Here is a 15,800-nt window from a genome sequence, read left to right as displayed (position 1 = left end):
TGACGTCGACTGTCTATCATAACGTAAATCTATAGAATAAGTTTAGCAGTTATAGCCTAAAGCAAACACGCAAGCAACCTAAAGCAGCATAGAATTAAACTAATTTAAAGATAGTCATGAAAGCTCATGCAAAAAAAGCGGCTACCTAGTTACAGTAACCGCTTCACGATGTTTTTAATTAACTTCTTAATTAGCTGACTTTAAGACTTTGATCTTTGTTTTTTAGCGCCAAGTCACAAAGCGTTTGCCCTCAGCAAATAAATGACTGTATTCGTTCAAAGACAACAGGCGACTCCGTTCATTTTTAAGCGTCAGCGATGTCACGCCAGTGTTGACCAAACTTTTATTGATTTGATAGGCTGTTGAGCTGCCCTGCTGTAATAACTGAGCGGTGATCGCAGCGATAATACCACCCGAGGTAAACACCAAAACCGTACTATCAACGCCTAACTGCAAATTAGCAACTTGTTGACGTACTTGCTCAAGCGCTTGCTTGGCACGCTCATTAAACTGTAGCCAGCTTTCGATATAATCACTGTCGTTTTCGCCCGCATGCCAACGCTGCATCGCGTCGTCAAACAACTCTGCCAGCCGTGTGACTGGCACCTCTGCTTTAGCAATCTCAGCAGCAATTCCCACACGGCTAGCAAAAGCAGGATTCGATTTTATCAGTACATCTTTATGATTAAACTCATCAAATTGCGGCAGTACATAGCTATCAGGCTCATCTAGATTGATGGCAGTTACGCTTGGTTTTTCGTTACTCTCGCCAAAAGATGACTGATAACTTTGCCAAAAATGGCGGGCAGAATCTTGCTGCCTAACCAAACTACCGCTAAAAATCGCATCGATTCGGCGCTGGGTCGTTGCATAATGCTGACCCAGCATTTGCGCCTGCATACTACCAAGCTCTGAGAGCTGGTCATAATCCTCTTGCCCAAATGACGCTTGACCATGACGTGCTAAAAGTATGGTTGTCATAAAAAACTGCCTTATTAATCGTACTTTTTTAAATTTTTTAGATTGAATCAACGGCTATAAATTTGTGCATTTACTATGCGTTTAAAGCGTTTATTCTTTAGCTTTAGAATTACTTTGTCCAAAATAGCTTTTTGGTAAAATGCCCTTGATAACCGTTTGAATAGGACTTGGCAGTTGCTCGATCATCGACGCATCGACGCCCATATCTTGCAGATGCGGTTGCACGTGGCTTATAAATAAAGCCTCGCCTTCATACTGAGCAATCAGCTTGAGACATTTAGCATGTAAGACATGGACGATAATCCAAAAGTTCTTAAAAGCTGAATTGCTGGTTTGTTTATTATAATAACGATAATAAATCTGCTGCACGATACCGGCTAGGCGAAATAGTCCAAACACTTCATAAAACGTCCAGTTGTCTATCTTAAGACCGGTCTTTTTAAGATAATAGGCCACCACTTCATCACGGGTCATCATGCCTTTTAAATGCGTTGGCTGACGGCGGGATTGCTGCATGATGATGTTGTCATCTTCTTCAATCCAATACGCTAACGCGCTACCCAAATCCATCAAAGGGTCGCCTAAGGTAGCCATTTCCCAATCGAGCACACCGATGACCTTGGTCGGATCATCAGCCGCCAAAATCACATTATCAAAGCGCCAATCATTATGGATAACACAAGTTTTACTATCGGCAGGCGTGTGTTTACCAAGCCATTGTCTTACCAAGGCAAAGCTTGGCACATTGGGCGTTTTGGCTTTGACATAACGCTTATCCCAGCCCGTCACTTGGCGCTCACAATAACCTTCGCCGCGACCAAGATTTACCAAATCAGGGTACTTGGTATAATCGACTTCATGCAACTCAATCAAAGCATCGATGACATTGGTACATAACTCGCGTGTTTGCGCTTCGTTTAAATCAACGCCTTTTGGCAAGTTAGCCCGCGGAATGATACCTTCCATTCGCTCCATGACATAAAAATCTGCGCCAATAACGTCTTCATCAGTACAGAGCGCGACCATTTTTGGTACATACGGATAAGCGTCTTTTAAAGCTTTTTGCACGGTATATTCGCGCACCATATCATGTGCCGATTTGGCCTTGGTGCCTTTTGGCGGACGGCGTAAAATTAAATCTTGGCTGTCACCTTCGCCTTCATATTGCAGCCTGTAAGTCCAGTTTGAAGCGCCACCTGAGAATTGGGTAACAGTTGGATCGCCCTCTACGTCAACGCCTTGCTCGCGTAGCCAGTTGCTGACCGCTTTGGCGTCAAGCTCTTCGCCCTCGCGCACTTCGCCGCCTTTATCTAGGACTTTATTAACGGTTTGATTGTCAGCATCAGTATGGTTGGCATGATGTTCAGTTGCCATAAGACATTCCTTATCGTGTGGTCGTTTATTTTTTACCAGTTACTTATTGTTTATAAAAGCTTAAGAGTTAAAAATTCACTATCAAATCATTGATAGTGAATTTTTGGTCATATAATTTAAATGACAATGTAGCCGACTTTTTAAGATTTAGCAGGTTTAGACGAGCGGCTAAAACCTTGACGTTTTAATTCTAATTTGGCAATCATGGTTTTATGCACTTCATCAGGACCATCGGCTAAACGTAGTGCGCGAGCTTGGGCAAAGAAAGCAGGCAACATCGTATCTTGACAAACACCCATGCCACCGTGAATTTGAATCGCCATATCAACCACTTCTTGCAAGACAGTCGGCGCAACCACTTTAATGGCAGAGATTTCAGTTAGGGCCGCTTTGGTCCCCTTCGCGTCCATTTTTTGCGCCGCGTATAAAGTCAGCAGGCGTGCTTGGTCAATCTTAATACGCGCCTCAGCGATACGCTCAAAGTTACCCCCTAATTGCAGTAGTGGCTTACCAAACGCGGTACGCTGCATACCGCGCTTAACCGCGAGCTCAAGAGACTTCTCAGCAGCACCAATACAGCGCATGCAATGGTGAATACGACCCGGTCCTAAGCGACCTTGTGCAATCTCAAAGCCCATACCAGGCCCACCGATAAAGTTATCAGATGGCACACGTACATTGTTAAAGCTGACTTCACCATGGCCGTGCGGCGCATCATAATCGCCAAATACCTTTAACATACGCTCGATGTTAACACCTGCGGTTTTTGCTGGCACCAAGACCATCGAATGCTGATGATGACGGTCTTTATTCTCATCAGGAGTATACGCCATGACAATCAAAACATCGACCGCAGGGTCACCAAGACCTGATGACCACCACTTGCTACCATTGATCACAATCTCATCGCCATCGACGACAGCAGTCGCTTGCATATTGGTTGCATCACTTGACGCCACATCAGGCTCAGTCATACAAAATACCGAACGCGTTTTACCTTCTAATATCGGCGTGAGCCATTTATCTTGCTGCTCCTGTGAGCCATAACGCCATAACAGCTCCATATTACCGCTATCAGGGGCATTACAGTTAAAGACATAAGGCGCAAGCAAACTGCGACCGGTCAGCTCGGCAATCGGTGCATAATCAGTAACCGAAAGCCCTGCGCCAAGCTTATCATCAGGCAAAAACAGATTCCATAAACCCGCTTCACGCGCTTGTTTACGTAGGCTCTCATACTTTTCTGGCCAATGCCATTTGGTCCAATCGCCGTCTGGATTTTGCGCATGGCAATCCGCCCAAAACTGTGCTTCTATGGGCTCGATTTGGGTTTCGATAAACTCTTTGACTTTGGCATGCACGGCTTGACCATGTTCGCTGGCGGTAAACATTAATGTGTCGGTAGACATAGTTGACATCCTTTTCTTTACTGATGATTAATGGCTCATAAAATTCACATCAAGATTCTATATATCAATAATTTATATATCGAGATTTCATAAAAAGATTAATGAGACTTTATAGTGTACGTGCGTATACTCTGTTTTATCTGCCCCATTTATAACACAGCATTTGCGATTAAACAGCAAAAAAGGCGCGACTCGCTAGGACACGCCTTTTACAAAATGCAAACAATGCACGATTCGCTGTTGAAATACTAGAACGCTAGCTATCAATTAACCTAATGATATTTAAACTTATTTTAGGATATTTAAGCGAGTGTCTAAATCAAAACGTGCCAATGCATCTGGTAACTTATCAATCGCCATGCTGAGTGTTGCTTCTGCGGCTTGTGATAAACCCAATTTTTCGGCAAGCGTTGGCTTTTGACGTGAATGCAGCGCGTACACTTCATTATTTTCCATACGCTCTAAAATATAACTGTCAGAGGTTTGCAAGCTATCAATTAAGTTAAGTTTCAATGCATCTTCTCCATACCAATGCTCACCAGTGGCGACTTTCGCAACATCCAGTGTTGGACGATAGGTATTAACGAAGTGCTTAAATAACTTGTGCGTCTGCTCCAGCTCTTCTTGATATTTAGCGCGGTCTTCGGCGTCATTTTCACCAAACACGGTCACGGTGCGCTTATAGTCGCCTGCGGTGAACATCTCGTAATCGACGTCGTGATTTTTGAGCCATTTATGGAAGTTTGGTAATTGCGAGACCACACCGATTGAACCAATAATAGCAAAGGGTGCGGCAACGATATTGTCGGCGACGCATGCCATCATATAACCGCCGCTTGCCGCGACTTTGTCAACACAGACGGTAAGCTTTAGACCGGCATCTTTTAAACGTGCCAATTGTGCCGCTGCCAAACCATAACCATGAACCAAGCCGCCGCCCGACTCTAAGCGTACGACCACTTCATCGCCTTTATTGGCAGTACTGATGAGCGTGCTAATTTCTTCGCGTAAATGCTTCACCGCTGTGGCTTTGATATCGCCATCAAAATCAAGCACAAAAACTTGCTGCTTCTCATCGCTATTATTCTTTTTGTTTTTACTCTTATTTTTTACTTTTAATGCTTGCTTGGCTTTTTTCGCCATGGTTTTCTTCAGTTGTTTAAGCGCCGCTTTTCCTTGCGTCGCCTCCATCAGATCTTCACGACGTTGCTCTTGGCTTTTATTGAGATGAATAACTCTTAGCTCAACAGGATTTTTAGAAGGATGAAAAAGCATGAGCAGGATTCCTTGATAGTTGAAATAAATAATTTTAATAGATAATTGAAGGGGTTTTTATACGGTTTAATAAGTTAGCTTGATATGCGCACAGTGACTAGTATTTTCAAGCAAAATGACAATATTTAACCCAAGACAAATACTACTGCATAAATACCACCTCTACTGATACGTCCCTACCCTTCGTTTGAACACTACTGATTGGACGCCACAGGTTGTATAACAAAGGCAGATTAGGCATAATATGCGTTTACATCAAATTTTCTGCAGCCAACGTGATGACCATTTGTCTTATATCGCGTTATTCGTGCTTTTTTAGCTAAATGCTCAAAGGCACGGCGCTTATATTACACGCTAGCGGCTGCATTATTGTATTTCGAATTGGGCTGACAACTGGATAATTATATTATGACGCAAAGCACTATGACGCATAGCGAATACCGAGACGAATATTGCGGCGCTGTAACCGAAAGCTTACTTGAGCAAACCATTAGCATCGTAGGCTGGGTACATCGTCGTCGCGATCACGGTGGCGTGATTTTCTTAGACATGCGTGACCGCGCGGGTATCTTGCAGGTCGTCGTTGACCCTGACACCCCAGAAGCGTTCGCGACTGCTGATGCGGTACGTCCTGAATATGTTTTAAAAATTACCGGTCGCGTTCGCCGTCGTTACGAAGGTACTGAAAACGCTAATATGACCAGTGGTCAGATTGAACTATTGGGTAAAGAGATTGAAGTATTGGCAAAGTCTGAAACCCCGCCTTTTCCATTAAATGATGAGAAAACCACGGTATCAGAAGATTTGCGTTTAAAATATCGCTACCTTGATATGCGTCGTCCGCAAATGCAGGAGCGTATGGTTTTCCGTGCTAAGGCCACTTCTGCGATTCGTCGCTACCTCGATGACCATGGTTTCTTAGATGTTGAGACCCCTATCTTGACTCGTGCCACACCAGAAGGCGCACGCGATTATCTGGTACCTTCACGCACTCGCCCGGGTAACTTTTTTGCTTTACCGCAGTCACCACAGCTATTTAAACAGTTATTGATGGTGTCAGGATTTGATCGTTATTATCAAATCGCTAAGTGTTTCCGTGACGAAGACTTACGTGCTGACCGTCAGCCTGAATTTACCCAAGTCGATATTGAGACTTCTTTCTTAAATGAAGAAGAAATCATGAATATCAACGAAGGTTTGATTAAGCATCTATTTAAAACTATGATGGATGTTGAATTTGAACAATTTCCGCGTATGACTTATGCTGAAGCAATGCGCGACTATGCCTCAGACAAGCCTGACTTACGTATCCCATTAAAACTGGTCGACGTTGCTGATTTAATGAAAGACGTTGATTTTAAAGTCTTTGCTGGTCCTGCCAACGATCCAAAAGGCCGTGTTGCTGCCCTTCGAATTCCTGGCGGTGCTTCGCTCAGCCGTAAGCAAATCGATGCTTATACCAAGTTTGTGAGCATCTATGGTGCGCGTGGTTTGGCTTATATTAAAGTCAATGACGCCAGCAACATCAACAACGGTGTCGATAAAGAATCTGGTCTACAATCGCCTATCATTAAAAACATGACTGATGACGTCCTAGCGAGCTTGATTGAGCGTACGGGTGCCGAGAGTAATGATATTATCTTCTTCGGTGCTGATAAAGCCAGTGTCGTCAACGATGTCATCGGTGCGTTACGTCAAAAAATTGGTCTAGACTTAGAGATGCTGACCTGCGAATGGGCGCCACTTTGGGTAACTGATTTCCCAATGTTTGAAGAAACAGATGATGGACGCTGGACATCAATGCACCATCCGTTTACCAAGCCAAAAGGCTCTGTTGAAGAATTAAAAACCAATCCTGAATCAGCGCTTTCTATCGCTTATGATATGGTGTTAAACGGTACTGAAATCGGCGGCGGTAGCTTACGTATCAATACCCTTGAGATGCAAAAAGCGGTATTTGAAGCGCTAGGTATCGATGAGGCTGAGGCCGAAGAGAAATTTAGCTTCTTACTTGATGCTCTAAAATTCGGTGCGCCTCCGCATGGTGGTTTAGCCTTCGGTTTGGATCGCCTCATTATGCTGATGGTCGGCGCAAGCTCTATCCGTGACGTGATCGCCTTCCCTAAAACCAAAACTGCTGAAGACCCATTGACGCAAGCGCCTGCTCCGGTAGATAGCAAACAGCTACGTGAACTTGGTATCCGTGTACGTGAAAAGGCCCAGCCTGATACCAATAAACCTGCACAATAAATGGTTTAGTCATGCGCAGATATTGTTTATATTGTCCGTTATATAATTTATCACCATGCGAATGGTCATGAATCCATATCATCTCTTCAAATTCGTGCCACTGTCTGTTTTGCAGATGCTGGCACGTTTTGTTGCCTGGGTAATATTACGCCTACCAAATGCTAGTATCATGCGCACTGTGCGTATCAATATGGCGCTGATTGCGCCGTCGTTATCTGCTCATCAAAAACGCGCATTAACCAAAGACATTATTTATCATCAATGTTTAACCAGTATCGAATCTATCAAAAGCTGGGCGATGCCACCGCAGTGGAGCATTGCCCAGATTCGTGACGTGCATAATAAAGAGTATTTATTAGAAGGGCTTGCCAATCCTAATGGAATGCTGGCGATTGTCCCCCATCTGGGTACGTGGGAGATGATGAACGCGTGGCTTAATCAGTTTGGCGCGCCAACGATTATGTATAAGCCTGTTAAAGGCGAGCTGACTAACGATTTTGTCTTGCAAGGTCGCTCGCGTCTTAATGCCACACTGGTTCCGACCGATGGTAGCGGTGTCAAAGCGGTTTTTAAAACCTTAAAACAAGGCGGTTTTAGTATTGTATTGCCTGATCACGTTCCTGAACCTTCAGGTGGCGTAATTGTGCCCTTTTTTGGTATTGAAACCTTAACCAGCACATTGGCGTCAAAACTTGCCAGTAAAACCAAGTGTGCGTTGGTTGGTTTATCTTGTATTCGCCGCGATGATGGACAAGGTTTTGATATCTATTGTTATAAGTTAGACGATCCAGCACTCTATGACCGCAATACCGAAACCGCGGCGTATGCGCTCAATATTGCCATGCAGCATATGATTGAAGCTCATTACAGTCATTATATGTGGGGTTATCGCCGTTTTAAACAAATCCCTTTATTAGATAACCCTTATAGGGCTGACGAAAAAACTTTGGCTGATTTTATCAACGGTAATACTCAAAAACATGCCTTACATGGTAATAAGCAAGTGTCTAATAATCTTGAAGTTTGATTCTAATAAGCAACATTAGTACAATCAGTTAAGCATCTAGAAATATCGTCAATGATAGCTATGCTAATATGAGCAAGCGGTTGTTTATTAGGATATTTTTTGACTGACTAACGACTGAACAAATCTTCATTGACTTTAATATGAGTACATTATGGCGACTGACGTAACCAGCCTTTCATCGACCGAGCAACTACAAACCGATCATAGCACTGCCGAGCAGTGTTATATTATTTGTATGAAATGGGGCGATAAATATGGTCCTGAATACGTCAACCGTCTTTATAATATGGTTAGTCGCCATTTGACCTTAGATTTTCAAATGGTTTGCCTAACCGATGATAGTACTGGCATCGACCCTGCAGTGGCTTGTTACCCCATTCCAGAAATGGATTTACCAGCAGGCCCTGAACGTGGCTGGAAAAAGCTGACCACTTTTAAGCCTAAATTATATGATCTAAAAGGTGTCGCCTTATTTTTAGACATTGATATCGTTATCGTCGATAATATCGATGCTTTTTTCACTTATGAAGCTAAATATGAAGACAGCGTGGTCATTATTCGTGACTGGAAAAAGCCATGGCGCATGATTGGCAATAGCTCGGTTTATCGCTTTAACATCGGTATGGGTTCCTATCCTGATTTGCTCGCAAACTTTGAGCGCAACTTTGAAACCATTCGCACACAGGTTCGTCATGAGCAGGCTTATCTTTCTAACTATCTGCGTGAGCATCACCATTTAGAGTACTGGGATAAAAACTGGTGTGTCAGTTTTAAATATCAGTGTATGGCGCCTACTCCGTTGAATTTTGTACGTGCACCGACGTTACCTGAAGGCGCAAAAATTGTTATCTTTCATGGTGAGATTAATCCACCAGACGCCATCAAAGGTGGCGGCGGCAAATGGTATCGTCATGTGAAGCCTAGCCCTTGGTTGCAAGAGTATTGGGTGTAACTAAGTCATAGAAACATCTGGAACCCAACATGGAATTACCTCCTAGCGCTACTTTTAATATTGACAATCAGAGTGTTGGTATTTCTGCTTTTGATGCAAGAGAAGCCGAGCAAAACCTTCACCAGCAAGCAGTCAATATCATTGCTTCTGGTCCATCTATTACAGATTTATCATTTGCGGACTTAGTAGATACGGCGACTATTTTTGTGAATGGTAGTATTAGCCTAATGGCTCAATACAATTTTACCAATGTCGTTGGTTATGTCATTAGTGATGGGCGCTTCGTCAAACATCAACCAGATATTTTAAACAAGTACTACACAGGCCAGCCTTTGTATGCAACTCTAGCAGTGTTTGAGGCATTAGCAATCTCACACCCCAGCATGATAAGCAAATACCATAATGCAATGCGTATTATCTATCCTGCCGATCGAGCTTGGAGCGTAAAAACAAATAAGTCTTGGTTTGGTAGACTTTTAACAAAAACACTCTCACATAATAAAAAAATACCATTAGCATTATTGGCCAATCAACCTAACTTTGTTATAGATACGCAGCATCAGCCTGCGCCTATCGGCCTATCTTTAGATATGACATATGGGTTTATAGAGGCAGGAACAGTAGCTTACGTCGCCGCCCAGTTGGCTTATTCACGTCATGCTGGCACGATCCACTTATATGGGATTGATTTATTGAATAATAACCAACCTCGATTTTATGAGAATAAAAACGATAGCGCGCCTTGTAAATTAGATAAGGCAATCACTGATCGGATTGTGCCGTCTTTTAACCTGCTAGGTAAGATTTATAAAGAAAATAACGTTCGTGTTGTAAATCATTCACCAGTCTCTCAGGGTCTATTTAGTGCACTAGATTAATTGCTATTTTTTAAATGTATTAGTGGATAGAAAATTTTGGTCAGATACACGCTTCAATCAATATATAAATATTTACAAATAGGGTTTGCATTAAATGACAGCACCGAGTGGATGGCGAAGAAAAGCGATTTTACTGTTTAAAAGTGAAAAACGGTTAAATGCAGGAAAAATCGTCAAAACCTTTATGAATAAAAGCCTTGATGAGATGAAAGCCTCTCTAATCACAGAGGCTATGTGCGATGCTTCAGCCTTAACGCATAAACCGCGAACCAATGATTTAACTGCTCATTTGGAGAATTTAAAACATCAGTTTATCGGGCAGTCAGAGCTTTGTTTTTATCATGCCACACTCGTAGTATTACTACGTCGCAATTATAAGCCCAAAGAAATTTTTTCTGAGTTTGAGCAGTTATGGAATACAGAAACAGACTATTTGTTAGAGCATTTATCTTTACGCTGGGTTGTTTCTGCTTGTGACACCTTTGTTGATCATTCAACCGATAGCATCAGGGCTGCTATTTTGATGAATATCACCACGCTTGTGACTACTTTAAGAGTTTATGAAAGTAAACAGTTTTTGCTACGACCTGCTAATTGTGAATCTTTGCCCCTACTCGACGACAATATTGAGGCGTTTTATCGGAATGACATTCCTTTATACGACGGCTTGACTTATTTTCGTATTGGCTCTGATGATACTTTAAAAAACATGCGTAAGCGTTACGAGAGTTTTTATGGGGCCGATAAGCTAGCGACGACAATGCTATTATCCGTTTTTGACAAGCTTCAAAAAAACAACAGTGCTTTTTCTACTATGCGCTCATTACATAAGAGTAAAAACTCTGAGTGGTGGTTAGATTAAAATCAGTTACTAATACTACTGGATATATTTGAAATACTTATCTAATATAGCGCCAGAAAATCTCACCATCCATGTTTTATTATTAAATTTACAGAGCTTTCCATGACTTCAGCTTCAACCCCATTATTCTTCGAAAAAATCAGTGCACCGGATAGCTTTATCGTATGTTGTTTTTATACCGATAGTTATCGCAGTCATGCTTTAAATCTAAAGCAATCGCTCGATGAATTTAACCTCAATTACTACTTTAAAGAAGTGGAAGATGCGGGTTACTGGGAAGCAAATACTCGCATCAAACCACACTTCATTTTAGAATGTCTAAAAAAACTCCCTAATAAAAATATTTTATATTTAGATGCCGATGCACTGGTCAAAAAACCTTTAGATTATTTTAATACTATTACTGCTGATGTCGCTTTTTATAAGACTAAAGGACTGCCGGGCATGTCGCACGACTATCTAGCTAGTACTATGTTTTTTAGCAATACTGCCAATACTATAAATTTAGTAGAACAATGGATAACCGAACAAGTAGACGGCAAACAAACACAAGTGGACCAAGACAGTTTGGATGTCGCTATGGAGAAGCTTGGCGACACTTTAACCGTAGAAGCACTCAATCCCGGTTATATAAAAATATTCGATAAAGACTATGATGGTGATATTTATATTGAGCAATATCAGGCCAGCCGTGGTCATACTAAGCTTAAACGGCAAAAGATACGACAGCGTAATAGATTTATAGGCGGTATTGTATTGTTAATTGTTATAACTATCGGTATTTTATTAAATAAATAACTATTGTCTAGAGTATATCCTAATTTTGAAAATACCAGAAAATGTTAGGTAAGTTTTTTCGAGTTAAGAACTTATCCTAAATACAGTTAAATACTCATCACTTAGCCCATGCTTGTTTGTTTAGCACAGCTTTCTGCAAACGCCAAATATTTTTTAGCGATGGGAATAGGAAGAAGCGCTTCATTAAAAGGAGCAGAGAATTGTTGTGAGTCTTTCATAGCTTGGTTTAACTTCTCACTGATAAGGGTGATATCATCTGTTGGCATCAAATTCTTTTTTGGTAGCATCTCTTTAGGTCCAGACTTGCAATCAGTACTAATGATTGGAGTTCCAACCGCTAATCCTTCTGCAACAACTAAAGGACATCCTTCCCAGTTCGAAGTTAATATTTGAAATCTAGCATGTTTAATATAAGGAAATACATTTTCACAAAACCCGAGAAGAACAACTTTATCTGACAAATCGAGATCTATAATTAATTGTTCTATTTCACTTTTAAGCTTACCTTGACCCGCTAATAACAATGGCAAAGACTGATCTGTCTGTGCATAAGCCTTTAATAAAATATCGTGGCGCTTTGCTTCCTTAAAACTACCAACGTGAATAATATAGTTTTGATACTCTGGAATAAAAGCTTCAGCTAAATTCTGAATACCATCTCTATCAATTGGGTTATGAATAGCAGTTACTGGGATACTCTCACCAAAATATCTTACAAAATCTTCTTTAACACCCTCGCTTACACACACGCAAGGATGTTTTGAATATCTATCTCTTAGTGTTAACTTCAAATTATCACTATCTGTTTCATTAAACTTATAATATAACGATAACGTATTATGGATAACATAAATAATATTTGGCAGCTTACTATAACAAAAAATACTGTCTGAACGCTCCAGATTAGATAAAAGCAAAGTAGGCTGACCAATATTCTTAAGAATATAGTTGTCTACTTTTTTGGCAATAACTGAATAGCGTATCTTACCTTTTGGTAACCAACGATAACGCTCGTAGTCTATTAAATGATAAGTTAAATTTTCGTCTAACGTAAACTCTACTTTAGCATTAAATCGCAATACATGAACATCAAAGCCTAATTGATGAAAAGCTGCCCCTATTGTTAAAACAAATCGCTCGGCACCCGCGCCTTGCAGGGAGTTGATAGATAGGACAATCTTATCTTTTTGTGACGCCATAGCACGCATCAAGTATCCTCAATCGTTTTTTATAAAGTTGCATGCTACCTGCATTTCAATAATATTGACAGTTTATAAGTTAAATAAACGCGAAAAAAATGACTTAGTATCTTTTTGACGGGTTATCTTATTGCCTTTATAACGCTTATGCGTTTTTTTCGGAAAATGACCAAACGGCGAAACGCGATAATCATCTAGTTTATATCCAGCAGCAAGTGCTTCATTATAATAGCTATCAAATAATTCACTAAGCTCAGTTCTTGGATGTGGCATTATTTTACCATCGAACCAATGTTTAAACCCCTCCTCCTCGACTCTTGCAAGCGCGTATTTATGACTAAACTGCGTGCCCATGTCTGAATAATGTAATATCTTAATCTGTTCTAATGCCAAGTCTTCACCATCGATACAATTATAGCTATCTTCATAAGGTTCAACGAGTTGAGGGTTAAACTTAATTAAATCCATCATTTTTTGATGACTATCAACATCTTGTCTAAGCTGGTCAACTGGCAGTATCTTGCTTTTCGCTTTGGTACAATCCCATAGGCAGGTACATAACCTCGTCATATCAGCATTCGTTTTAGCAGCTACGATAGCTTGGCCTTCAATAGGATGTTGCCATAGTTGAGCCAAGTCGCTCAAGATGACCACATCGGCGTCCATATAAATTGCTCTGCCAGAATAGTTACAATATTCTGGAATTGCCCAACGGAATCCTGAAAAAGGGGTTGCCCACTTAGCCGTATTCCAACCTTCTCCTGTTTCAGTGTTAGAATACCAATAACTATCTGGATTGCGTGATAGCTGCATCCATATGATTTCGACTAGCGATTTGGTATGTTTACGAATACTATACTCTAAAACCATCATTTGCTCTAAATCACAGTTATTAGGATCGCACCCTACAAAAACTTTGATAATCTCATCACTCATAATTAAATCCTAATAATTAAGTATAATAAAAATTATTATATGTTAATGGTTTTTAATAACGAAAAACTCATAATACGACAGATAAAAATCGTGCCCGACTATGCCTATCTATCAATTGTCTCTATAATACGGAAAAACTTATAGACCAGACTTACTTTAAGTTGGTTGTATATTATAAGGCTCGTATTATGACACCTACTGAACAATCGTCCTCTTATGCTCAGCCTATAAATAATGGCATGGATACTACCTCTAAACAACAACCTGTAGAATCTAAATCTTGGCGCGGGTTTGGGTTGTTTTTAATGGCTTACTTTTTGGTTTGGTCTATCACTCCAAGCTTTCTAGCCAGCAGTGTACCCTTCGATGTTAGCGAGGGTATAAATTGGGGCAGCGAATGGCAATGGGGCTATTATAAACATCCCCCCTTATCGTCATGGATATTATACAGCTTTTATCAATTGTTTGGTCATGTTGGCCCTTATTTACTCAGCCAATTATCAGTCTTACTGACCTTAGTTCTAATTTATCAGTTAGGTAAGAAGATTTGGTCACCGACCACCGCTCTAATTGGTAGCGCGTTAACTTTAGCGGTTCTGTACTACACTTACCCTAGCCTTGAGTTTAATCACAACGTCGCTCAGTTTCCCATTTGGGCAGGATTGTACTTAGCGTTTTATCAATCTATGACTCAAAACCGTCTCAGAGATTGGATATTACTGGGTGTGATTGGTGGACTTGGCATGCTAACCAAGTACACTGTGATATTCTTACTGATACCAATGGCATTCTATTTAATGCTGCCAAGACAGTGGCCATTATTAAAACAACCGAAACCGTGGATAGCGGCTTTTGTTATGTTGGCTATCTTCGCACCGCATTTATATTGGTTAGCAACGCACGATTGGTTGCCGCTTAGTTATGCCAGTGGACGCTCGCAAGAGGTTGCTGCCGGGGCATATAACATCAAGCGGCATTTTAGCTGGATAGGATTTGTCATTGCTCAGCTTGTTGCTCATATTCCGTTACTCATTATGCTTGCTGTTAATCGCAAGCGTTTATTAAAGACTGATGACTACAAGCACAGCTTGCCGCAGAACGCAGCATTACTTTGGTATATGTGGTTATCACCAATCGCGGTATTGGTTGTTTTAAGCTTGGTATTTGGGGTGGGCTTGCGTGATATGTGGGGCATGCCAATGTGGGCACTGTCAGGGTTGCTCGCTGCCTCCTTGATAGCACCTGCCACTCAATTATTAACTGCCATCAAGCTAAGAAAAGCACTTACTATTTGGTTGTCCCTTGTTACCGTACTAATGGTAGTATATGTGGGCTTCGGCGACAAGATTCGTCATAAGCCTTCTCGTATGCAGTGGCCGGAGCAGGCATTGACAGTTCAAGCACAGACTACTTGGCAATCATTGAGTAGCTGTACACTTGATAGCGTTTCAGGTGATCGCTGGCTTGGCGCATTAGTGGCGATGAATAGCGGCTTTCCCTCACAAATGATATCCGGTCCTGCCAGTCACTCGCCCTGGATGAACACCCAGCGCCTACAAGAAAATGGCACGTTAGTCATGTGGCAAGAGGGCGAAGAAGATATCGTCCTGCCGTTGCTTGATGATGTTGATGCTATTGCCACTACTGAAATAGAGAATAGCCATAACAACGCTAATGCCTTAATTAAGCAGCAAGGTCAATGGCAGATTGATTGGCGTGACGGTAAGATAGAAAAACCGTTATTGATAAACTGGGTGGCTTATGTCCCAAGTCGCTGCTTTAAGCATTCTAAATAAAACTTTGCCTATCAGCATTTGCTTATCAGCGGCTGGTAAATAGCCATTTATATGAATAAAATA

The 15,800-nt window shown here is 41.3% G+C and carries 13 protein-coding genes; 7 read left to right on the top strand and 6 right to left on the bottom strand.

What is annotated here, in order from left to right; genetic code table 11:
- Window positions 1–222: 222 nt before the first annotated feature.
- From IQ457_RS02930 to sohB, 4 genes are all read right to left on the bottom strand, one after another.
- Window positions 223–981 carry a histidine phosphatase family protein gene (locus IQ457_RS02930; protein WP_068408751.1) on the bottom strand — a complete coding sequence of 253 codons (759 nt, stop codon included), beginning with the start codon at window positions 979–981 and terminating at the stop codon, window positions 223–225.
- A 90-nt stretch (window positions 982–1,071) separates the two neighbouring features.
- A complete protein-coding gene (locus tag IQ457_RS02925) occupies window positions 1,072–2,355 on the bottom strand; it encodes a phosphotransferase family protein (RefSeq protein ID WP_200662004.1) in 1,284 nt (427 codons plus the stop codon).
- 140 nt (window positions 2,356–2,495) lie between these two features.
- The gene (locus tag IQ457_RS02920; RefSeq protein ID WP_200662099.1) at window positions 2,496–3,746 is read right to left on the bottom strand and encodes an acyl-CoA dehydrogenase family protein; all 1,251 of its coding nucleotides are present in this window, start codon (window positions 3,744–3,746) and stop codon (window positions 2,496–2,498) included.
- Between the two features lie 306 nt (window positions 3,747–4,052).
- A complete protein-coding gene (gene sohB / locus IQ457_RS02915) occupies window positions 4,053–5,039 on the bottom strand; it encodes a protease SohB (protein ID WP_200662003.1) in 987 nt (328 codons plus the stop codon).
- A gap of 423 nt (window positions 5,040–5,462) precedes the next feature.
- Between sohB and aspS the strand changes: the two genes are divergently transcribed.
- The 6 genes from aspS to IQ457_RS02885 all read left to right on the top strand — a co-directional run bounded on the left by aspS (window position 5,463) and on the right by IQ457_RS02885 (window position 11,806).
- Window positions 5,463–7,289 (top strand): aspartate--tRNA ligase, encoded by a 1,827-nt coding sequence (gene aspS, locus IQ457_RS02910; protein ID WP_200662098.1) that lies wholly within the window; start codon window positions 5,463–5,465, stop codon window positions 7,287–7,289.
- 67 nt (window positions 7,290–7,356) lie between these two features.
- Window positions 7,357–8,316 (top strand): lysophospholipid acyltransferase family protein, encoded by a 960-nt coding sequence (locus tag IQ457_RS02905; RefSeq protein ID WP_068408746.1) that lies wholly within the window; start codon window positions 7,357–7,359, stop codon window positions 8,314–8,316.
- A gap of 151 nt (window positions 8,317–8,467) precedes the next feature.
- Window positions 8,468–9,268, top strand: coding sequence for a glycosyltransferase (locus IQ457_RS02900; protein ID WP_068408744.1), 801 nt, complete (start codon window positions 8,468–8,470; stop codon window positions 9,266–9,268).
- Between the two features lie 29 nt (window positions 9,269–9,297).
- Window positions 9,298–10,146: a hypothetical protein gene (locus IQ457_RS02895; RefSeq protein ID WP_068408742.1), complete on the top strand. Its 849-nt coding sequence runs from the start codon at window positions 9,298–9,300 to the stop codon at window positions 10,144–10,146.
- Window positions 10,147–10,240: 94 nt separating this feature from the next.
- Window positions 10,241–11,008: a hypothetical protein gene (locus IQ457_RS02890; protein WP_068408739.1), complete on the top strand. Its 768-nt coding sequence runs from the start codon at window positions 10,241–10,243 to the stop codon at window positions 11,006–11,008.
- Window positions 11,009–11,110: 102 nt separating this feature from the next.
- Complete coding sequence (locus IQ457_RS02885; protein ID WP_068408737.1) at window positions 11,111–11,806, top strand: putative nucleotide-diphospho-sugar transferase; 696 nt, start codon at window positions 11,111–11,113, stop codon at window positions 11,804–11,806.
- A 101-nt stretch (window positions 11,807–11,907) separates the two neighbouring features.
- On the opposite strand, the gene IQ457_RS02880 is transcribed toward IQ457_RS02885, so the two are convergent.
- A complete protein-coding gene (locus IQ457_RS02880) occupies window positions 11,908–13,014 on the bottom strand; it encodes a glycosyltransferase (protein ID WP_227515021.1) in 1,107 nt (368 codons plus the stop codon).
- Between the two features lie 63 nt (window positions 13,015–13,077).
- Window positions 13,078–13,941, bottom strand: a complete 864-nt coding sequence (locus IQ457_RS02875; protein ID WP_068408735.1) for a glycosyltransferase — start codon at window positions 13,939–13,941, stop codon at window positions 13,078–13,080.
- A gap of 188 nt (window positions 13,942–14,129) precedes the next feature.
- Between IQ457_RS02875 and IQ457_RS02870 the strand changes: the two genes are divergently transcribed.
- Window positions 14,130–15,737 carry a glycosyltransferase family 39 protein gene (locus tag IQ457_RS02870; protein WP_068408733.1) on the top strand — a complete coding sequence of 536 codons (1,608 nt, stop codon included), beginning with the start codon at window positions 14,130–14,132 and terminating at the stop codon, window positions 15,735–15,737.
- Window positions 15,738–15,800 lie beyond the last annotated feature (63 nt).

The sequence above is a fragment of the Psychrobacter sp. M9-54-1 genome (assembly GCF_016613355.1).
Lineage (GTDB): Bacteria > Pseudomonadota > Gammaproteobacteria > Pseudomonadales > Moraxellaceae > Psychrobacter > Psychrobacter faecalis.
The sequence above is the reverse complement of the archived record's forward strand: the minus strand, read 5'-3'. Positions and strand labels throughout refer to the sequence as shown.